Origin of the sequence: Rickettsia endosymbiont of Cardiosporidium cionae (assembly GCF_015476335.1) — a bacterium.
Classification (GTDB): domain Bacteria; phylum Pseudomonadota; class Alphaproteobacteria; order Rickettsiales; family Rickettsiaceae; genus JADHZC01.
Map to the genome: position 1 here is coordinate 52,272 of NZ_JADAQY010000005.1, position 22,712 is coordinate 74,983.

The following is a 22,712-nucleotide window of genomic DNA, read 5'->3' on the forward strand; positions in this document are numbered from 1 at the left end:
ACTACCAAAAGGCAACACACCAACTATAAGCCAGAAAACTCTATGGAGTTAATGATACTATATGGTTATCTACGAGCAAATAATTTTTCTATATCATTTAAGTATAACTTTACGTAAGTAGGCCTACCATGATTGCATTGAGCAATAGAAGGAGTAACTTCCATCTGCCTTAGCATTGCATTCATTTCATCAATAGATAATACTCTATTAGCTCTAATTGAGTGATAACACGCATAAGTTTCAGTGATATGTTCAATGAGTTTAGATAATGCTACTTCTTCTCCTATAGAAAATAAATAATCCCCTATATCTAATATTAAAGTACGAATATTTTTTTTACTGATTAAACTAGGTATTTCTAACACTTGAATAGATAATTCACCAACCATCTTTAAAGATAAACCTAACTTTGCTAAATCATTTTTGTGTTGATCAATTAGCATACATCTTTCAGTATCAGGTAGTTCTATAATTTCTGGTACTAACAACATTTGTTTAACTAATCCATTTTTACTGATTTGAGATTTTATTTTTTCATAATTGATTCTTTCATCGACTGCATGCTGATCAATTATAATCAAAGAATCAGAACTTTGAGAGATAATATAGCTATCATATATTTGGGCTTTAGCTGCCCCCATAGGATAATTCATAAATTCTAAATATCTATCATCAACAGTTTCTGATTTAGATTTAGGCTGAATATTTTGGTACAATATTGATTGCAATTGTACTTGCTGTTCCTGATTAGATCTAAATTTTTGTTTAGAAACTGGCAATGAACTACTACTATGATAATTCACATGAAATAAATTTTGCTTATTGCTATTATTATTAATACTACTATCCTTTGACCTATTTTGTTCTCGAAAAACATCCATCTTTTTTGAATCACTTAAAGATTCTTCATTTGAAATAGTAGAATACTCATTAACAATTGGCTTATAATACATATTACCACTATCTGCCATAAGTTGCAGTGCTTTATCAGCAATAGTGCTAGATACAACATGTGATTTAGATGATAAGGCGTTTTTAATAGATTCAATCATTAGCATTTTAATAAAATTTGGATCATGAAATCTTACTTCAGTTTTAGCAGGATGCACATTAACATCTAATAGATCGGATCCCAATTCAATAAATATTACTGATAAAGGATAGCGATTATTCATAATAAGGTCTTGGTAAGCTATTTTTAGAGCTATAGAAAGCAATCTATCTTTTATCGGTCTATTATTAACAAATAAGAACTGATCCTCTGACGAGGCCCTGTGTAAAGTAGGTAAACTGATATATCCATATATCTTAACCCCTAACCTATTATGAGATACCCAAACAGAATTTTCTATGAATTCTCTACCAAGTATATTCTGAACCCTATCTTTAAAAGATTTATCAATAATATCTGGAGGAGAATCTTTCACAATATCATTAGATAGTAATTTCAAAATATTTTTATTTTCATGCATTACATCAAAAGTTATCATAGGGTAGCTTAATGCCAATTTCTTGATAACCTGTAGAATAAGGTTAAGTTCAGTTCTGTCAGTACGTAGAAACTTTAGCCTAACAGGGATAGAAAAGAATAAATCTCTGACTTCAACTCTGGTACCAGTATTAGTTGCAACTACTTCTTGTGTATCTATTACACCTGCTATGATAGATAATTTATATCCTAGATCCTGGCTACTAGTTTTAGTGATAATATTAAGTTTACTCACTGCTGCTATAGAAGGCAAAGCCTCTCCTCTAAACCCAAAACTCAAAATATTGAGCAAATTGCTTTCATCCAACTTAGATGTAGCATGTCTTTTTACTGATAACAATAGATCCTCTCGATCCATACCACAACCATTATCAGAGACTATTATCAAATTTTTACCTGCCCTGTGAAGAGCAATATTAATCTTAGTCGCTTCTGCGTCTATAGCATTTTCCACCAATTCTTTGACTACAGAAAACGGACGTTCTATCACTTCTCCGGCTGCAATTTTATTAATTGTATCGTCTGATAAAACTCTAATACTCATTTACTTAATCGATATTTAATATCAATTCAAATTGAATTTGAAATTTAATGATACATAATTAAAAATTAGAAAACATTTTCTTTATATCATCCACCTGCATAGTATTTTTATTATCAAGTTTAGAAATTTTTTTTGTTATATCCTGCATTTTCTTAAACTGTTTCAAAAGAGAATTCACTTCCTTAACAGAAGTGCCTGATCCACTAGCTATTCTGTTTTTTCTTGAAACATTCAGTATATTAGGATTCTGTTTTTCTTTTTTTGTCATAGAATTAACTATAACTAAATGAGTGGATAATAAATTTTTCTGCTCAGAATTTTGAGAAAAATTGTTAGAAATCTTATTGATACCTGGTAACATATGCAAAATTTTTGATATGCCTCCCATATTATTAATCATTTTTATTTGTGATACATAATCATTTAGATCAAGCTTACCATGCTTCATTCTAGATACAGTATTTTGCAATTCATCTTGTTCTACAGCCTTTTCTGCACTTTCAACTAATGATACAACATCCCCCATACCTAATATTCTAGATACAATTCTCTTAGGTTCGAAATTCTCAAAATCCTTGAGTTTTTCACCTGTACCTAAAAATTTAATAGCCTTACCAGTAACATGCCTAATACTCAATGCTGCTCCACCTTTAGCATCTCCATCTATCCTAGACAATATTACTGAAGTAATATCTAATTTATCATTAAAATCTCTAGCAATATTGGTGGCATCCTGCCCTGTCATAGAATCGACAACTAAAAACACTTCTGAAGGTAAAAGCAACTTCTTAAGAGATACCGCCTCATCAATCATTTCATCATCTATATGCATCCTACCTGCAGTATCGTAGATTATCGTATCATAATCTTCAAGACGAGATTTTACTAGAGCTCTCTCAGCTATGGATATAGGATTCTGGCCTGCCACTATCTCTAGAGAATCCACAGAAATTGATTGGGCAAGAATCCCCAATTGTTCCTGCGCAGCTGGCCTATATACATCCAGAGATACGAGTAAGATCTTTTTATTATCGTTTTTTAGTTTTAGAGCTAATTTTGCAGCTGAAGTAGTTTTACCACTACCTTGTAATCCTACAAACATGACATTGTTTTTTCCAACAGAGATATAATCAGAGTCACTCTTTTCAGTTGGAGTCAAAAAATTAACCATTTCATCATGAATTATTTTAATTATCATATTTGAAGGAGATATAGACTGTATGATTTTCTTACCATATGCTTTATCTTTGATAATACTAATGAATTCTTTTACTGTATCTAAAGCAACATCAGAAGATAACAGAATACTCCTAATTTCTCCTATTATTTCATCAATGTGATTTTCATTAATGATGCCACGACGTTTGATTTTATCAAAAACCTTATTAATATTGTTGGTTAGCAGTGAGAACATGTAATTTGAAACTAAAATAAGTTGATTTTTATATTGATTAATTTAGTATAAACACCAAAGGTTAATACCATAGTAAATCAATATTACCGATGTAATCAATATAATTCGTTACATGCTACAACTATAATTAAATAAATTTTTATCAAAGGACATGAAAGAAATAAATAGGATTAAACAATCCAAAATTATAAAATATAGTGAACTCAATATACAACCTAAAGATATAATAGAAGACCTAAAGAAATATGGTACATCTGTAAATATACTGAGGCAAGATACTATAAAAAATCAAAAAAAACATTTGGTAGTATTAGGGGGGGGGATGTCCTCTGAAGCAGAGATATCGTATAAATCTGCAGCCGGAATAATAGAGATACTAATTAACACAAATTACTATGTATCATTTGTAGATATGGGGCGTGATGTATACGAAGCTCTTGTTAAACTGGAGCCCGATATAGTTTTCAATGCACTCCATGGTACATATTCTGAAGATGGGTGTATAGCAGGATTATTAAATATTATGAAAATACCATATACTAGCTCCGGGGTACTCACTTCTGGTATGTTGTTTAACAAAAATATTGCAAATATTATTTTTAAATTTAATAACGTTATTACTAATGATTATACTATAATTTCTAAAAATGATCATATAATTGGGCATCCAATAGATCCTCCATATGTTATAAAGCCTCTATCACAAGGTTCAAGTATCGGAGTAGAGGTAATATTTGAGTCTGATAATTTCTGCTTTAGCAATTATCAATTTAAATATGGTGATCAAGTAATAGTAGAACCATATATTAAAGGGAGAGAATTACAAGTGGTAGTATTAGATGGTAAAGCGCTAGGGATTGCTGAAACACCAGTAGCAAAAAATAAAAGATTCAGAGATTATGAAACAAAATATTTTGGTCCATCAATACATATGCTACCCGCCCCAATTAATAAAGATTTATACTCTCAAATACTAAAAATTTCTGAGAAATTGTTCAATATATTACAATGTAAATCCATAATCAGAATAGAGTTCATATATGATGAAAAAAATAATAAATACTACTTACTTGAAATCAACACCAATCCTGGTATATACCAATCTTCTGTTTCCAATAAAATTGCAAATTTTTATGGTATAACATATAAAGAACTAGTATTAAAAATACTTGAAACAGCATCATTTGAAAATGAATAAAACTAACAGATTAAAACACAGTAAAGATAGTATCAGTTTTATTAGATCCTTGTATAGTTTTTATTATAAAATTAAATTTTTTTTATTATTAGTAACAATCACAATAATATGCTTATCCATTTTCACCGACATATTTGATAATACTAAAAAATCTGTAATAAATTATCTTAACATCTTAAGTTATAAATATGGATTTAAAATACAATTTTTAATCATTGAAGGACAAAAAAATATTACGGATAAAGAATTGCTAGGATTATTTAAAAATCAAACTCAAACATCAATTTTAAATATTGACTTAGAAAATATAAGAGCATGCTTAGAAAAAAATGCTTTTATAAAACACGCAATAATAGAAAGAAGATTACCAAATACGATACATATTGCGATAACAGAAAAATCACCTGTTGCAATATGGCAATATAATAATTCTATAAATCTAGTGGATGATAATGGAGAAATAATCTACGTAAAAAATATAGAAAAATATATAGAGAAATATAGCAATTTAATACACATAATAGGTAAAAGCGCAAATATAGAAGTAACGAATCTTATTAATGACCTTAAAATATACCCTAGTATATACCAAAAATTACTCTATGCTACAAGATACGGAGAACGTAGATGGGATCTAATACTAGAACAGAATATCACAGTAAAAATGCCTGAAAAAAATTTTAAAAATGCCTATATTTATATATATAAGCTCTATAAGAACAGCAAATTATTTGAATCAAATTACAAAATTTTGGATTTAAGAAATTCAAACAAATATTATATTGAATATAAAAAATAAAATAATTACAAATCCTCAAAATTTTCTAACATTACTATCTTGTTTTAAAAATTTTTGTGGGATATATCGCATTGCCATTTGTATCTTTCCAATATTCAGTACGTCTCCAAATGCTACTATTATCTTTACTATATACCATTTCCTTAGAAGCATAAGACATTAAAAGCAACTTACTAAGCTTAAGCCTTAGATCAAAATCTATCCAAAATTCATCATAAATATCGCTATTGCTACTAGATGAAACTGGCGATTCACTATAAATACTGCTATTGCTACTAGATGAAACTGGCGATACACTATAAATACTGCTATTGCTACCAGAGGAAACTCGCCTTATAATATACCCCATAGTTAGTGTATTACCAGAACGGTTGTTACCTTCAGAGCGATAATTAACATATATAAGTTTCGCATCCGGATTTATATAAGCATCATACATTTCTATTGGGAATGAACTAGATATATCACCAAAATCATATATCTTCCCTAATTTAAAACTTTTAATTAAGTAATTGATCTTATCCTTTAAAGGCAAATCAGCATCTGTCCATTTAGTGACATTCAAATTATTAGGGTCTAAAACACAATATCTACCACTAACTTCAGTACCTATATCTGATGTTCCAAAAATCCTACCTTGATCATCAGTATATTCAGAACACTTAGGTTGAGGTATCTCAACACATAACCCCATTTCTATCGGATGTTTATTTCTTATTCCATAATTACTACTAATATGTGCTGCATTTGTATTGGGATTATAGAATTTATCACTACTTAAAAAATAATCTTTATAACTTTTAATATCTCCTGGTAAATCAGGAAACACTCTATCACTCAATATATTACTAACTTTGTTATTTACTATTTTGGATAAAACACATTGTGTAGTATTACTACTACAAGGCACCCAATTTGATATTTTTAAACAAGCATATTTCCCTCCTCTGATATACTGCCCATTTAAATATTCAATACCATGTAGATATACATTACTATTGGTACCATCTAATATTAAATCTTTATAATAACCTCCTATTGTGCTCGGACCTATAGACTTAATACCATCAAATGGCTGATATCTATAAGATTCATCTGTTACAAAAGAATCAAATATATAGCCTGCTAAGTTATTATGGCCTCTAGTATTAGTAGGATACCTACTGGTATTAGTAGTAACAATAGTAGAAGTAATATTTGTATCCTGAGATATAGATGCTATAAATTTAGGTTCATAATATATATCACTTGTATCACACACAATGGGGGAAGTAGTATCACCACATTTATATATCTTAGGTATTACAATATTGGCTCTGGGCTCACAACCTACAACAGTTTTCGTATCAATATCAAATACGCAAATATAGTTTGGATCTTGACGAAAATCATTATATTCTATCTTTATACCGGCACTACGAGTTATAGAAGCAGAAAAATCCTTTATAGCATTCATATTATCTCTTAAAGTAAAACTTTGTTCAAGCGGAGTATTGACATGAGAATCTTCTTCTGCAGGAAATTTTAATATTATATCTTTAAAATCTCCTAAATTGACTCCCCATAGTTCTTGACAAAAATCGTCACTATTATTTTGACATAAATTCACATCATCAAAGAAAAAATGGCTAATAAAAAATTGACCTCCAAATCTAACGCTATATACTAGCCTAGATTTACTTACAATAGATTTTCTTTTGATATTTGATAATATTAGTGATGAAGTATTTTTTAAATTGTTACTGTTAGCATCAATTACTGGAGAAAGGTAATTTTGTTCCCTTATGCTAGGAGTATCAATTATCCCAGAAGTTATTTCATCACTACTAGGGTTAACCCTAACACATCTTGAATAATTACCAACATTACATAGTGGTAGCATATATTCATAACCAACTCTAACTATATTATTTATTATATTATTTTTAGTACCACTCAATGTCCTAACGCAAGGGTTATCTATTTTAGATTGTTCATTATGTTCACAAATTCTCTGAGTTTTAATAACATTAGAATTCACATAATCATGTTCAAGTTTAATAAAATTACTTGTAATAGAATTATCAAAGATAGTATTGGAGACTGAAAATGAATCTGGTATTCTAGTACATCCTATCTGTGTTGCAGTAATAATATTTTTATTAACTGCTAATGTATCTGGATATTTATTCAATAAATACGCAAAAAAGAATAAATTATATCTTTTTTTCATATTCAAAATATCATTTTTATAAATAGTGTTTATATTTTTAATATAAACCTGAACTATTGACAATTGATCTGTTAAGGTAATTAAATCTTGCCATTTTAGTTTTTCACCAGAATCCCAAGGTTGTAAAAATTTACTTGCATCAAAATATTCTATACCAGTTCTATAAAAATTTAGGTCACTATTATTATCAATATATGCACAAAATTTTATATCAGAAATATCTTTTGACTCGCTGTTATCTTCTATCCTAGAACAAACACGTATAAAATCAGTAGTATAAGGATTATAATGAACAATTTTACAATCTCCATGGCCTTGCAATATTTGGTTACCTTCATTGCACTCATAAGCATCGCATATCTGATATCTTAATCTTAACTTTGGTACAAAATAACTACTACTGGCTATAGGTTCTACGCATAAATTTATTTTTAAATCCAGAGAAGAATGAATTAGATTGTGAATTATACCTGCAGAACCAATATCCGAGAGACAAGTATTACTACTAAGATTGCTATTAATTGGAGGACAAAAATTATTCACTATATCTGGATATGGACTGCAAATATTAGTAGGGCTATCTTCCCAGCTATAAGCTGCATATATATTGTGAGATATAATCCAAAATAAAATAACTAAATATAGTTTAATACTATTATTAATTACAGCAATCATATATCATCTAGTTTATTCAATTCATTAAAAAAATCATAAACCCAATTTTCTAATTCCACACCCTTATAACGATCAGAGAACTGATTGAAAATTGAAATTGTATTATCGTCAGATGACAATATATTACAAATATATGGAGGAAAATTTTTAGGGAGTCTTAATATAACAGTCTTACCATTTTTAATCATCAATATCTCACCAATAAAATTATCAAGACTCAGCAACATCTTACAGTCTTCTTTAGTAATATTGAGTATTATATCTAGTTTATCTATTGCTCTATTCATTGGTAGCAATATTTTTGTTGCGACTTGTTCCATTAAGAGATTTGAAATATCTTGATCGCCATCAAGATATAAATCATATAAATTTAACGTAGCAATAAATACAGAGTTATACGAGTGAGAAGTATTTATCAATCTAGAAATCTGAGTAGAAAAAGATTTGATATCTACTAAATGGCCTATATTATCTATAGCGATTATTTTATGCGAATCCTTATTATAAAAATAATATAAATGAGTTACAGACCAAATTATTGCCATTTTCACATTACATAATATATTCAACTGCTCATTAAATTCATGCAGTAAACTTTGATCTTGAGGAAAATATTGTTTACTGAATAACTCTTCTCCGAACTGCTCCAAATTAAGAATACAAATACCAAAATTCTCAATATTAAAAGGGATATCAGATTCAAATATCTGATAAAATTTACCAGCTGATGTGAACTCAAATAATCTTTTTTTAATATCTATATATTCAGGATTATTCTTAGTTATCCTATCAATAACTAAAGAAAGTAACCTCTCCTCCACCGGTAACAAAAGTATCTCTTCTACAAATTTTGTAATTAACTCTAGTGAAATAGTTTCCAATGTAGACTTGTAATAACCCATGATAATTTTAAAAAATTCTAATAAAAAATCACGAGAAGCTTCAGAAGAATCAATCATTAGTGGGTTAAAAATGGATCGAATATTATCGATCCAAAGTGCATGCCCTAAATTAGCGAATAAAAAGGCTTCTCTATTGTTGGTGATATATAAAATCTTAGGTAAAAATTTATAACTTTCTATCAGTAGTAAATTGAGTAAAAAACTTTTTCCAGAATCCTCTGTACCAATTATGAAATTACTACCAGATCTATCTTGATCATGAAAATTGAATAGATAAGGTACAGAATCTTTAGTACGAAATAATGTTATAAATTCTCCTAAGGGGCTAACTGAAAAATCTAATTGGGGTAAGGTAGGAATGGATGCAAATAACGCTACATATCTTAGATAATTTACATATTTTCTTTGAACAAATTTAAAATTTCCTGGCAATTGAGACCAAAAAATTTTTTCTAGATTAATATCCTCCCTTACCACTATGATACCAACATCAGCCATAATCTCAGATAAAATATACACATTATATTCTAACAATTCGACTGTATCTGCTATAACCATTAAAGACAACTGTTGATAACATAATTTACTATCTTTATGATTCTTATCACTAAAATTAGTTAAGCTCATATCAGTTAATAATTGAGTATCATGACTTAAACCGAGAATATATGACTGTAAAGTCAAATCCCCTGAAAGATCAGTAGGTACTACAGAATAAAATATCTCAGTAATAATCATATTAACATTTGATTGTAATATCTTATTTATCACAGAATCTGGCAGATCAGTACATTCTTTGATAGATAAAATTGCTGCAAACCGACTTTTATTTGTCTTACTCACGACTTCAATTTTGTTGTTACTAATTGCATAACTATGCTCGCCTAAATATTCTGACATATCTACAAAATTCAACTCTGGTACTGATGATTGGTCTAGCTGTATAATAGACTTATATATGAATAAATTTTCAGAAAAACAAATTTCATTTTCTAAATCCTTTTTTATAGATAATCTAGAGACATCATAATGCTTTAATCTTAACAATATAGAATCACTAATTTCTGTAATTTTTTTTAAAGCATGTACCAAGTTATGGTTTATACTATTTGCAATATTGTTCAAAAAATAATTATTAAAATTGCCTATATCTAGTTTAAAACTATTACTACAATAAACTATTGTTAGATAAATTTCGTTAAGCATATGAGAAGAACCATCATTTAGATCCACCCAATATTTATGGAAATTAGCAAAAAACAGAGAATCATATTCTATACTCTTATTATCATAATCTATTTGTTTATAAAGGTTATGGATCCAGAAAACTAATCTGGGATTATCAAAGCCAGATAATATACTACGAAGATCTGCTCTAATATTAGCGATATTACTAATATCACTTTTATTAGGGCCAGATATTTTTATAGTCTGGATCAATTCAGAGTTTTTTGTTAAAAGCGTACAGTCATTGAAATAACCTACTATAGGAATAAAATTCTTTGCAGATTGACTATAAAATAATTTTTTATATCGTGCATCGTAGGGCATTGTATACTACAGTATGTGTAAGTCTTGTATAAAATATTTCAATATTTAATAGAAGATTTATATCTTAATTAATTATTAATATCTCCTTCAAGATTATCTCACATAAAATAATAAGATTAAACAAAATCCCAGTTTGTAGCTGTATTTTATTGATTATTGTTACATCTTAACTAATGTAATATCTGATAAATTTAACTACCAAAACTAACTCCAAAAACTAAACTCTATCGCTACCACAATAGTAATAATAACATTAGGTTACAAAAATAATTTAACCATTAATCTATTGTTATCAGCTAAAATTAAATATAATAATCATTAATCTATAACAAAATAGTATAGATAATTACATTACGAATATGTTGTAACACAATCAAATTGTAAAATGGAAAAGATAGCTAAAATAATAAAACAAACACTTAATATTCATTCTAAACATTGTTTCAAGATATTCGCAGAAATCAGAAAACATAATGGCAAAATTAGAGTAATAGGTGGGGCAGTGAGAGATGCTTTACTAGATATACCATCACAAGATATTGATTTGGCTACTGATATCATTCCGGATAATGTAATTAAAATATTATCTGGTAAATCAATTAAAACATTTAAATCAGGGATAGAATTTGGTACTGTTACTGCTATAATAGAAGATGAGATATTTCAGATCACCACATTAAGAAAAGATAAAATTTGTTACGGAAGACATGCTAAAGTTGAATTTTCTAAAAGTTTTTTTAAAGATGCTTTAAGAAGAGACTTCACCATTAATGCACTAAGCTATTGCCCCATTGAGCATAAGATATATGATTATTTTGGTGGCATAGAAGACCTAAAAAACTCAATAGTCAGATTCATAGGTGATCCATATCAAAGAATTAAGGAAGATTATCTTAGAATATTGAGGTTCTTCCGTTTTTCTTGTAAATATTCAAATCATTTCCATAAGATATCATTAGATGCATGCATAGAACTCAAAATAAATCTTGCAATATTATCTCAAGAAAGAATCAAGATGGAATTAGATAACTTGTTAAGTTTAGAACAATGCAATAAAGCAATTGAATTAATGTTTAACAGTAAAATATTAGAACAAATTATTCCTATATATTCATTAAATACTGATTTAATGAATAAAATAGTCCAAGTTGCAAAACAATATAATTTAGAAATAACAAAAATCACAAGATATTCAATAATATTTCTGTCATTAACAAATATAAGCATTGACAAAATACTCAGTCTAAAATTTAGCAAAAAAGATGCTAAAATAACTTTTAACCTAATATCTTTCATAAAAGATATTTCATCTGACCTGTATACAATTGATGAATTACTGCATCAATTAACATTGATGAGATTAGAAAATGATATTATATATTTTAATCAATATTTCATTCTTGCAATATCCATAAAAGAACAATTTGCAACGAAAATTAATAAATTGTATAAATTTTTGATATCAATTGAAACAATTCCTAAATTTCCTATAAATGGATATGACCTAATTGAACTTGGTTCTCCAAGGCAAAACATAGGATTTTACCTAAAAATATTAAAGAAAAAGTGGGTTGAAAACAATTTTCATTTGACTAAAGATAGGTTAATTAAAATTGCGTATAAACTAATAAGACAAAAACATCATACCGACTTTATACAAAAGTAGATTTAATTCTTTTAATATCTACTCCGCACAGTGATAATTTACGCTCTATATCTTGATATCCCCTATCAAGGTGATACACTCTGTGTATTTTAGTAGAACCTTTAGCTACCAAAGCTGCTAAGATTAAAGCTGCGGCGCCTCTTAAATCACTTGACATCACATCAGTAGCAGAAAGAGATGAAACACCACATACTATAGCCCTATTATGTTCTATTCTGATATTAGCCCCCATTCTTATCAATTCATGAGCATGTAAAAATCTATTTTCAAATATTTGCTCATGTATGACAGATTTCCCTGAGCTCACACTCATTAATGACATAAAAGGAGGCTGTAAATCAGTTACAAAATCAGGATATGGAGAAGTATTGATATCGATCGGATAAATTAATCCATCATGTCTAATCCTAATACTTGACTGATATACATCAATAATAGAACCAACATTTCTCAATATAGTTATCAATTTCATGAGATGTTGTGGATTCAAATTATGTAGCACTAAATCTCCTTGGGCTATTGCTACAGCTATCATATAGGTGCCAGATTCTATTCTATCTGGAATTATCTTACATTTAGTACCTAATAAAAAGGCAACCCCATAAATTTTTATTGTATCTGTACCCACGCCCTCTATTTTAGCTCCCATCTGAATTAAACATTCACACAGTGCTACTATTTCAGGTTCTTTGGCACAATTCTGAAATACACTATCGCCTTCAGCTATTACTGCTGCTAATACGGCAGTAATAGTAGCACCTACAGATACCTTAGGAAAAGAAAAATTACAACCTCCTAATTTTTTTTTATTATTATTTGCTATAATATATCCAGATACTATTTCAATGGTTGCCCCCATGGATCTAAGTAACTCAATATGTAAATCAACCTGACGTACACCGATAGCACAACCCCCAGGTAACGAAACCCTAGCGCGCCCAAACCTTGCTAATAACGGAGCTAACACCCAAATAGAAGCCCTCATTTGACTTACTATCTTATAATCAGCTGTAAAATGATTAATATTATTAGAAAAAATTTTAAATGTTGAACTATGATCTGCTAAATCAGAATCAATAATACATCCATGAGATTCCAACAATATTTTCATAACATTTATATCAGAAAGAACAGGGATATTAGATATTTCTAACACAGATTCAGCTAATATTGCAGCAGCCATAATAGGCAGTGAAGCATTTTTAGATCCGCTAATACATATTTCTCCTTTTAACCTGTTACCACCATTGATAATAATACTATCCATTTAATATAATCCCACTAAAGCTGACTGATCTACATCATATAAAAATCTGCATAATTAACTAATATTGTAGATCAATTCTCCTCTTGTTTTGAAGCAGAACTTATTGTTATATCACTTTCAACATTAGTTTTAGATTCACCCTTAACAGAGGCTTCACTTTTTTCATTAGCTTCCTTATTATTTTCATTAACGGCTTGGTGTTTTTGATCATATTCCAATGCCTTAATTGATAAGTTGATTTTACCATTATCCTTGATAAATATTATCTTAGCATCAAAACTATCATTAATATGAAATTGCTTGGTATCTTGATATTGTTTATCAGAAGATAATTCAGATTTCTTAATAAACCCGTGTACATGATCATTAATTTTAACTCCAATAAATTCATCTTTTATATCATTCACAGTACATGTCACTACCATATTTTTACTCAATCCATTTACTACTCTTGCAGGTTCAGGAGTAAGCTGTTTAATACCCAACATTACCCTTTCTCTATCAAGATCAATATCTAATATTTTACACTCTACTAAATCACCTTTTGAGTAATTTTTAATAAGATCAGTGCCTTTATCAACCCAACTTATATCTGATTCATGTATCATACCATCATTGGTAGGGCTTACCTCAATAAAAAGACCAAAATCTGTAATATTTCTTACAGGTGCTTTAATCACTGTACCGACTGGATGTTTTGCTATAAAATCCACCAAAGGATTCTCCATACATCTTTTCATACTTAAAGAGATCCTATGTTTTTCGATATCAATTGCTATAATCATAAACTCTACTTCATCCCCAATTTTCAGTATTTTTCTGGGATTATAATTCACCTTACCCCAAGATATTTCAGATGAATGTACTAAGCCTTCTATACCATCTTTCAATTCAATAAATGCTCCATAATCGGTAATATTAGTAATTTTACCTTTCATTGCAGTTATTAAAGGAAATTCTTCAACAATTGTATCCCAAGGATTGGTCTCCAATTGCTTCATTCCTAATGAAATTCTTTTAATATCTTCATTATATTTTATTATTACCACCTTTAATTCCTGACCTAGTTGTAATATTTCAGAAGGATGATTAACCCTACTCCAAGAAATATCGGTAACATGTAACAATCCATCTATACTACCTAGATCTATAAAAGCTCCATAATCAGTAATATTCTTCACAACACCATCTAAAATCATACCTTCTTTAATTGTAGCCAACATCTCTTCTTTAGCTTCAGATCTCGATTCTTCTAACACTGCTTTTCTAGAAACTATGATATTGGATAATTTTTTATCTATTTTAAGTATCTGAAATGTCTGATTAACCCCCATCAAAGTAGTAAGATCCTTTATTGGTCTGACATCCACCTGACTCCCAGGTAAAAAAGCTACCACTCCATTAATATCAACAGTAAAGCCTCCTTTAATCCTACCGAATATCACACCTTGTACTTTTTCACCTTTATTAAAGGATTCTTCAATTTCTGACCATGAAACTTCTCTTAATGCTTTAGTCTTACTAAGTACTGTACCTTTGATACCCTCAATTTTTTCTATATAGATATCTATTATATCCCCTATATTAGGTAATTCCAGCTGACCATTTATAACAAATTCTGATGAAGCTACACAACCTTCACTTTTAAATCCTATATCCACCGTAACTAGGTCTTTATTAACATTTACTACTTTACCTTTGACTACGTTATTTTCCTGTATATCCTTATTAGCAAATTGATTTAGCAACATGCTAAAATCTTCCTGGTCTGGTTCAAAATCAGTTAATTGAGGCACAAAACGTTTTTTACTATTATTCATAATTATACTTATAAAACGTCTATACTTAAAGTATAACTAAAGTATAAACAAATTGTTATTATTAAATTTGAAATTTCAAATTTTCATTCAATTCAGCATTAACCACAAGAATATATAAACTCATCTATTTTCATTAATACATCTTCAGGAGACAAAGATGTAGTATTGATAACTAATCCATCTGTTGTTGCAGATAAAGGAGACAAATCACGAGTTGAATCTCTAATATCCCTAGCTTGCATACCAGATAAAACAGTACTAAAATCAACACATATATCACGTGAATAAATCTGCTCATAGCGCCTTACGGCCCTAACATTTATATCAGCCATCATAAATATTTTCAAATCTGCATTAGGCAAAACAACCGTAGATATATCTCTACCTTCTACCACCAACCTATTATTAGACTCTAGTAACTTATTAATATGTTGATTCACTACATATCTTAACTCTTTTATTGTCGCTAATTCTGAAGCTAACACCCCTATTTTTTCATTCTTTAATACAAGAACATCCAAACCCTCAGTATTAAATGGATCATTTAAAGCCAATAAAGCACTGACATCACAGCGATCCACATCACTCACAGATTCTTGTAAGCATCTATAAGCAAACATCCTGTAGTACATCCCAGATTCTATATGAGATAAAGAAAATTTATCAGCTAACATAGAAGAAACGAGGCTCTTGCCTGAAGCTGCTGTACCATCAATAGCTACAATAAAACTAGAATTTTTATTATGGGCTTTATAAGCCAAAGACATTGAACAAAAACAATTTAAAAAAATATACGATAACTTACACAAAAGCAATTTTTACATTATTTAACTAAATATTACAATAACTAATTTCGTAAATTAATACTAATAATTCTTACTCTACTACCTAAAATAATTATTCTAGTAAGAAATATACCTAGAAATTCAATAATATTTAAGAATTCTTAGGAATTAAATTAAGCTTGATTCTTAATTTTTATTAATATATTATATATAGTAGTCAAATATAATTATTAAATAATATTTACTTAAGTCTAATATGCAAAAATTCTACTTATCCCTTCTGTACGTATCTAAATTCTTGTTAATATCTATAATATTATTGACTAACACTACTGCAACAGCAATTGGGCCTGAGATTGACCCCAAGGATACAAAAGAAATTCTCAACTCCTTCCGGTATTTTTTTAAAAATGATAGCAATGTAGAAAGATTCACACAGCCAAACGCTCAGATAGTAAACACAAGTAAAAATAAAAAATTATTTTTAAAACAAATGATGTTTGGAAGAAAGACCATACACTCTTATCCTGAGATTACGAAGATATCTCAAGGTCAAAATAAAAATTTTGATGCAAATTTTATTCAAAACAATACAAACTTAATAAAAAGCAGTGATTTTTATAAACCAATAAATATTTTTTTCTCTGGAATTGGAGCAAATATAGGCGCAAATACAGAACTAGAGTTCATAAATCAATCTGATCAATCAATGCTGTCACAGATAGCAGCAAATAAAAATCCTGGTATTTCGGAGGATTATTTAAATATAAACTGTGCTCAAGTAGATCTATGTGGTCAAGGTATAATATCCCCCCCAGAAAACTCAAGTAATGATGATAGTAAGCGATACCATATAATAAATCATACCTTCACTCTAGGAATAAATAACATGCGAAATAACAATCAAGGATTAAGTAGTAATACCCAAATTAACAATCTATATAAAAAATTTTTAGCAAATGCACTTGATTCAAATATAAAAAATATAAAAACACATCTTGAAAAGAATGCAACATCATTAACTCAATATAAGAATATACTTTCAAACTATGTGTTTTTAGTAAATCCATTATTACCAAATATTAGCGATCAAACAATCGTAGATAAGGTCAAAATGAGAATAAACAAAATAATTATTTTTTTTAATTCCAAGCATCAAAACAAAAAGCAAGAATTATTACAGCTAGTAGCTGAATTACCTGAAATCCATGAAAACGTAAACAACATAGCAAAAATAGACAAAATCAATATTACTTATCCAGAAGCATTAGTACAAGAACAAAAATTACTAAATACAATTAAAAAAAAATTAGGAGAACTTAGTGGAGCAACACTAAAAGACAATATTGAAGAAATAGATATAAAACCTAGTGATATGGTAAACGTATATAATGCATTATCAGATACATGTCAAGCATATATCACTGATCATATACTAATCCGAATTAACAATTATGCAATGAGCATTAGCATGTTACTTAAAGAAATAGAAGATCAACAATCCACCAGCGAGAGCACAACAGCTAATAATACTGTAAATAATAATACCAGAGAGACTTCAGATAACAAAAATAATATCAATGCTAGCGGAACTGATACAAATTCTAATCAAGATGGATACCATACACCAAATCAAGAATCAGATAAAAAAATTGAACAAGACACTACGCAGCAATCAACAACAGACTTAAGGGCAAAACACGCTAAAGAAGACGAAGAAAGGAAATTACTATTAGCACAACTTCAAGCAAAAAGAGAAGCAGAAGAAAAAGCCGCACAAAAACAAGTTGCAAAAGAAAAAGCCGCAAAAGAAAAAGCTGCTCAAGAACAAACTCAAGAAGCAGAAACACGTACTAAAGCAGCGCAAGACAAAGCTAAAGAAGATGAAAAAAAACAACTATCAGAAGCAATACAAAAATTAACAGAAAAATACACTGAAGCAAAAACACGTACTGAAGCTGCACAAGGCGAAACTAAAGATGCACAAGACAAAGCTAAGAAAGCTGAACAAAACCTGGCGCAACTGCAACAACAAACTCAAGAAGCAATACAAAAATTGAAAAAACAAGCTGAAGAAGAAATACAAAAACAAAAAGAAGCAGAAACACGTACTAAAACTGCACAAGGCGAAACTAAAGATGCACAAGACAAAGCTAAGAAAGCTGAACAAAACCTAGCGCAACTGCAACAACAAGCTCAAGAAGAAATACAAAAATTGAAAAAACAAGCTGAAGAAGAAATACAAAAACAAAAAGAAGCAGAAACACGTACTAAAGCAGCACAAGAAGAATCTGGGAAATCTCAACAACACCTTGCACAACTATCAGAAGCAATAAAAAAATTAACAAAAGAATACAATGCAGCAAAAACACGTACTGCAGCAGTACAAGATGAAGCTGAGAAATCCGTACAAAACCTGACGCAACTAAAAAAACAAGCTCAAGAAGCAGAAAAAGTTCTAGAATTAATAGTAAATGAATCTAAAAATAAAGCTCAAAACGATGATGAAGTAAAATTTTTGAATGAATTTAAAGAGAAATTAAAGATAGAAATAGAACAGTTACAGAATGAAATAAAAGGATACAATAAAGCACTACAAGATATAGAAAATAAAAAAAGAAATCAAGAACAAATGAGATCAGTAAAACTCTTATTACAAAATAATCCAAATTGGAATGAAGAAAATGACAATGCTAACTTCAATAATTTAGCTAAATTAGCATATAAAAACACAGAAGAACAAGAAAATGCAAATACAAGTATAATACATAAAACAGCCAAATTATTACTAAACCCAGAAATATCTAACGAAATAAAATCAGATGCTTATTTCAGAATAACAAGGCTTAACCAAGATGAAGATTTGATATTATATAACATGCATAAATTGCCAGAATATTCTGTACAAGCACGTATCTTACTGCTAGCAATGAATAATGATTTGAATTCTCAATCTTATAACCTTGCAAGTAATAGTTCGATACCACATAACTTGGTACCAAATAAACATGAAAATAATAACAATATTTGGATAAATTACTATAATACACAAGAAAAACAGTCAAAACAGAAAAATACTATAGAATATAGTGCTAAAGCCAATGGTGTAATTTTAGGAGGTGAAATAGTCCGGAATAAAAATCTAATTTTGGGGTTAGGTATAGGTTATTGTAATAAAAATGTAAAATTTCATGCTCAACATGAAGGGAACACTGCTAAAATAGATTCAATATTAACAACACCATATCTATATTATAAATTTGATTCTAAAATATTTATAGAAGGCAATGTTAGTTTTAACATCAATTTGATAAAAAATGATAAAATACTAGTGGATCCTACAACAACTAAGAATTGTAATATGCTTGCAAACTATAGAAGACTATCTACAACTATCAATTCATTGATAGGATATCAACATACTATAGGAGAGGTAGCAATAATACCAAAAGTAGGAATGAAATTCTCTAAAGTAGGATCAATATCCTATACAGAAAAAAATTCTGACTTTAATCAAAACATCAAAGCAGACTCTGTAGATAATATATATGCATCAACCTCAATAGATTTAATAGGGAAGGCACTATCCAAAGGCAATTTTACTATAACACCAAAGATAAGCGGGTCATACATTATACCACTGCACAAACGCAACGTTAGCTATTCTTGTACAATACCAAATTTAAGCCCTAGCATCATTGATAATAACATTATAAAAGACTGTCCTGAATATAAGATAAGCATAAACTTAAGCAATCTATACCAACAAAATTGTCAATTTGATATAGGATATAGTCTAAACATGAAAGGTAAAAATGTCTCACATAATGCAAATTGTAAAATACGTTTTAACCTATAAAATATCCTTCCTACCTATAAAAAGGAAGAAGTTCAATTAATACAAATTATATGAAGCAGTCTAATAAAAGAAATGACATTAATTACCTCAGATGTATAAGATAAATCTACAGCTTTCTGGTATTACTAGATATTTGTCTATCTTTTACCAAACAAGAAAACGATGGTGGGCTTGAGAAGACTTGAACTTCTGACCTCACGCTTATCAGGCGTGTGCTCTAACCAGCTGAGCTACAAACCCATTTTATAAAAAATCTATACTATAACACAAGCCACCAAATAGATCAAAATACAAGCACAGCTACAAATAGTGAAGAAATGATCCAAAGCAAGGGGATTGTATCTTATAAGAATAGTATAATCAACTTTTAAATAATGCTTAATTAAAGCCTGCGCTGCATAATAATAAAATACTAATTGTCATGTTTCTTTTGGTTCACTATTTTTTCAAAAATGGTAAATATTTGAGATACAAAAGCCCCAGGATTATTTAAATCTGCTGGCAAGATAATGGTACTAGATTCTTTTGCTATATTCGAAAAAGCATTAATATACTGTTCAGCAATTTTAAACGCAACAGCTTCAGCAGAGCCATTTTGCATAAAGGCGGAGGCAACAGACTCTATACTAGCTGCTGTTGCATTGGCCAGCATAGCAATCGATTCTGATTGACCTTTTGACCTATTGACCCAGTCAGTATATGCTGCTTCTGAAGAAAGAACTACAGAGACTTTATCACCTTCCGCGGTATTAATTTTTGATTCCCTGATACCTTCAGATTCAAGTACTACAGCACGCTTTTTTCTCTCTGCGGCTACCTGTAATTCCATAGCTTGCAATATCGATTTAGGAGGTTGAATATCTTTAATTTCATACCTCATACATTGTATTCCCCAGTTGGTAGCAGCCTGATTTATAGATGTAACAATAGCATGATTTAGTGCTTCTCTTTCTTCGAAAGTCCTATCTAAAGTTAATTTACCAATTTCAGAGCGCATATTAGTTTGAGCTAACTGTGATATAGCATAATATGGATTACTCACTCCATAAGATGCTGATACAGGATCTATAATTTTCACATATAATACACCATCTATAGATAGGCTAACATTATCATTAGATATGGCAGTTTGTGCTTTTACATCTAACGCCTCTTCTTTCAATGTATGCTTATAGGCAATTCTTTGTATTATTGGTATTATAACGCTTAACCCAGGCTCTAATACTTTATCAAACTTACCTAATTTTTCTACCACCCATGCCTCTTGCTGTGGTACTATTTTTACTGCATTCAATATAATAAACACTGAAATTATACCAACAACCGATAAAGTGATTAACATAAAACTAATAATTATTAAATTAAGAATAAATCATCAATAGCTTTTAAATAAATATATTAGATCCAACTTACTATGTATCTAAAACAATATTAACTAAGCTAACAAAGCAAAAAGCTATCACTATTAGTGTAAATAATCAAACAAAAAGAAGCAATTTAATATTCGTCTGATATCCAATCATTAATAACAAATATAATTTTTAATTATTATTTATTTTTTAAATTGTCACTAATTTTTTTTATAGAGATAGAGCTATTAGCCAGATATTCTCTATTATCAGAAAAATTAATAATTTGTTTAGGTCTTAATTTATTAGAAAACCAAGTAATTTGTCTTTTAGCATATTGTTTAGTTCTAATAAAAATCAGCTCTATAGCTTTTTCTAAAGAAATTTTATGTTGCAAATAAGCAATAATCTCCTTAATGCCTAATGCATGTATTGCAGGATTATTTATCACACCAAAATTATCCAATAAAGATCGGATTTCTTCTATAACTAAATTGTCTGAGAACATATTATATAAACGATGTCTACATAAATCATATAAGTAATTTCTTTCTGGCAACAACATAATAACATCTAATGTAAAATCTTTTAAAGAGCTTATTTTGTACCTTTCTTGGTAGAAATCAAGTATTGAAGAACCGGTCTGAAGTAACACTTCATAAGCTCTACATATCCTCTGGGAATCGTTAATATTTATCCTTGTTTTCAGTAACGGATCTTTTTTACATAAGATATTAAATACTACTTCCCTACCAAATTTGTCATACAAATATTTAGCTTCTTGCTTAACATTAAGTTCAATACTAGGGATATTATGATACCCATATATCAAAGAATTAATGTACATACCACTTCCAGAGACTAATATAGCAGTACTACCTAAATTAGATAAATTTTTAATTACATCGATTGCAGTTTTACAATATAAATCCACAGAAAAATATCGATTAACATCCAAAAAATTATATAGGTAATATCCCAATTTTTCTTGCAATTGTTTGCTAGGAGAACTAGTGATAATAGGTATTTGTTTATATATCTGCATAGAATCAGCATTCACTACACCTACCAGATCAGCCCCAATTTCTAGAGCTAATCTATGAGCAAAATCTGTCTTATTACTAGCAGTAGGGCCACAAATTACGATAACCCTTTTCACTGATTTACCCATTAGCAACTAAT

The 22,712-nt window shown here is 29.1% G+C and carries 13 protein-coding genes and 1 tRNA gene; 4 read left to right on the forward strand and 10 right to left on the reverse strand.

The window, feature by feature from the left end; genetic code table 11:
• Positions 1 to 65: 65 nt before the first annotated feature.
• Together mutL and ffh are read right to left on the reverse strand one after the other, a co-directional pair.
• A complete protein-coding gene (gene mutL / locus IHI24_RS03355) occupies positions 66 to 2,033 on the reverse strand; it encodes a DNA mismatch repair endonuclease MutL (RefSeq protein ID WP_194966651.1) in 1,968 nt (655 codons plus the stop codon).
• Between the two features lie 58 nt (positions 2,034 to 2,091).
• Positions 2,092 to 3,447, reverse strand: coding sequence for a signal recognition particle protein (ffh, locus tag IHI24_RS03360; protein WP_194966652.1), 1,356 nt, complete (start codon positions 3,445 to 3,447; stop codon positions 2,092 to 2,094).
• A 151-nt stretch (positions 3,448 to 3,598) separates the two neighbouring features.
• On the opposite strand from ffh, the gene IHI24_RS03365 reads away from it, so the two are divergent.
• Together IHI24_RS03365 and IHI24_RS03370 are read left to right on the forward strand one after the other, a co-directional pair.
• A complete protein-coding gene (locus IHI24_RS03365; protein WP_194966653.1) occupies positions 3,599 to 4,645 on the forward strand; it encodes a D-alanine--D-alanine ligase in 1,047 nt (348 codons plus the stop codon).
• Complete coding sequence (locus IHI24_RS03370) at positions 4,638 to 5,444, forward strand: cell division protein FtsQ/DivIB (protein WP_194966654.1); 807 nt, start codon at positions 4,638 to 4,640, stop codon at positions 5,442 to 5,444. Before IHI24_RS03365 ends, IHI24_RS03370 begins: the two co-directional genes overlap by 8 nt.
• A gap of 34 nt (positions 5,445 to 5,478) precedes the next feature.
• Here the strand turns inward: IHI24_RS03370 and IHI24_RS03375 are convergent, their stop codons facing one another.
• Together IHI24_RS03375 and IHI24_RS03380 are read right to left on the reverse strand one after the other, a co-directional pair.
• Positions 5,479 to 8,331 (reverse strand): hypothetical protein, encoded by a 2,853-nt coding sequence (locus IHI24_RS03375; protein ID WP_194966655.1) that lies wholly within the window; start codon positions 8,329 to 8,331, stop codon positions 5,479 to 5,481.
• Complete coding sequence (locus tag IHI24_RS03380; protein WP_194966656.1) at positions 8,328 to 10,784, reverse strand: VirB4 family type IV secretion/conjugal transfer ATPase; 2,457 nt, start codon at positions 10,782 to 10,784, stop codon at positions 8,328 to 8,330. Before IHI24_RS03380 ends, IHI24_RS03375 begins: the two co-directional genes overlap by 4 nt.
• A gap of 385 nt (positions 10,785 to 11,169) precedes the next feature.
• Between IHI24_RS03380 and IHI24_RS03385 the strand changes: the two genes are divergently transcribed.
• The gene (locus IHI24_RS03385; protein WP_194966657.1) at positions 11,170 to 12,450 is read left to right on the forward strand and encodes a CCA tRNA nucleotidyltransferase; all 1,281 of its coding nucleotides are present in this window, start codon (positions 11,170 to 11,172) and stop codon (positions 12,448 to 12,450) included.
• On the opposite strand, the gene murA is transcribed toward IHI24_RS03385, so the two are convergent.
• The 3 genes from murA to cmk all read right to left on the reverse strand — a co-directional run bounded on the left by murA (position 12,437) and on the right by cmk (position 16,304).
• Complete coding sequence (murA, locus tag IHI24_RS03390; protein WP_194966658.1) at positions 12,437 to 13,717, reverse strand: UDP-N-acetylglucosamine 1-carboxyvinyltransferase; 1,281 nt, start codon at positions 13,715 to 13,717, stop codon at positions 12,437 to 12,439. The two genes, IHI24_RS03385 and murA, sit on opposite strands and share 14 nt — an antisense overlap.
• Positions 13,718 to 13,788: 71 nt before the next feature.
• Positions 13,789 to 15,537 (reverse strand): 30S ribosomal protein S1, encoded by a 1,749-nt coding sequence (locus IHI24_RS03395; RefSeq protein ID WP_194966659.1) that lies wholly within the window; start codon positions 15,535 to 15,537, stop codon positions 13,789 to 13,791.
• A gap of 98 nt (positions 15,538 to 15,635) precedes the next feature.
• Positions 15,636 to 16,304, reverse strand: a complete 669-nt coding sequence (gene cmk / locus IHI24_RS03400; protein ID WP_194966660.1) for a (d)CMP kinase — start codon at positions 16,302 to 16,304, stop codon at positions 15,636 to 15,638.
• A 274-nt stretch (positions 16,305 to 16,578) separates the two neighbouring features.
• Between cmk and IHI24_RS03405 the strand changes: the two genes are divergently transcribed.
• On the forward strand, positions 16,579 to 20,181 hold the full coding sequence (locus IHI24_RS03405; protein WP_194966661.1) for an autotransporter outer membrane beta-barrel domain-containing protein: 3,603 nt from the start codon (positions 16,579 to 16,581) through the stop codon (positions 20,179 to 20,181).
• A 163-nt stretch (positions 20,182 to 20,344) separates the two neighbouring features.
• On the opposite strand, the gene IHI24_RS03410 is transcribed toward IHI24_RS03405, so the two are convergent.
• The 3 genes from IHI24_RS03410 to miaA form a co-directional block, all read right to left on the reverse strand.
• Positions 20,345 to 20,421, reverse strand: a tRNA-Ile gene (locus IHI24_RS03410).
• 172 nt (positions 20,422 to 20,593) lie between these two features.
• On the reverse strand, positions 20,594 to 21,523 hold the full coding sequence (locus IHI24_RS03415) for an SPFH domain-containing protein (protein ID WP_194966662.1): 930 nt from the start codon (positions 21,521 to 21,523) through the stop codon (positions 20,594 to 20,596).
• A gap of 206 nt (positions 21,524 to 21,729) precedes the next feature.
• The gene (gene miaA / locus IHI24_RS03420; RefSeq protein ID WP_194966663.1) at positions 21,730 to 22,701 is read right to left on the reverse strand and encodes a tRNA (adenosine(37)-N6)-dimethylallyltransferase MiaA; all 972 of its coding nucleotides are present in this window, start codon (positions 22,699 to 22,701) and stop codon (positions 21,730 to 21,732) included.
• Positions 22,702 to 22,712: the final 11 nt, after the last annotated feature.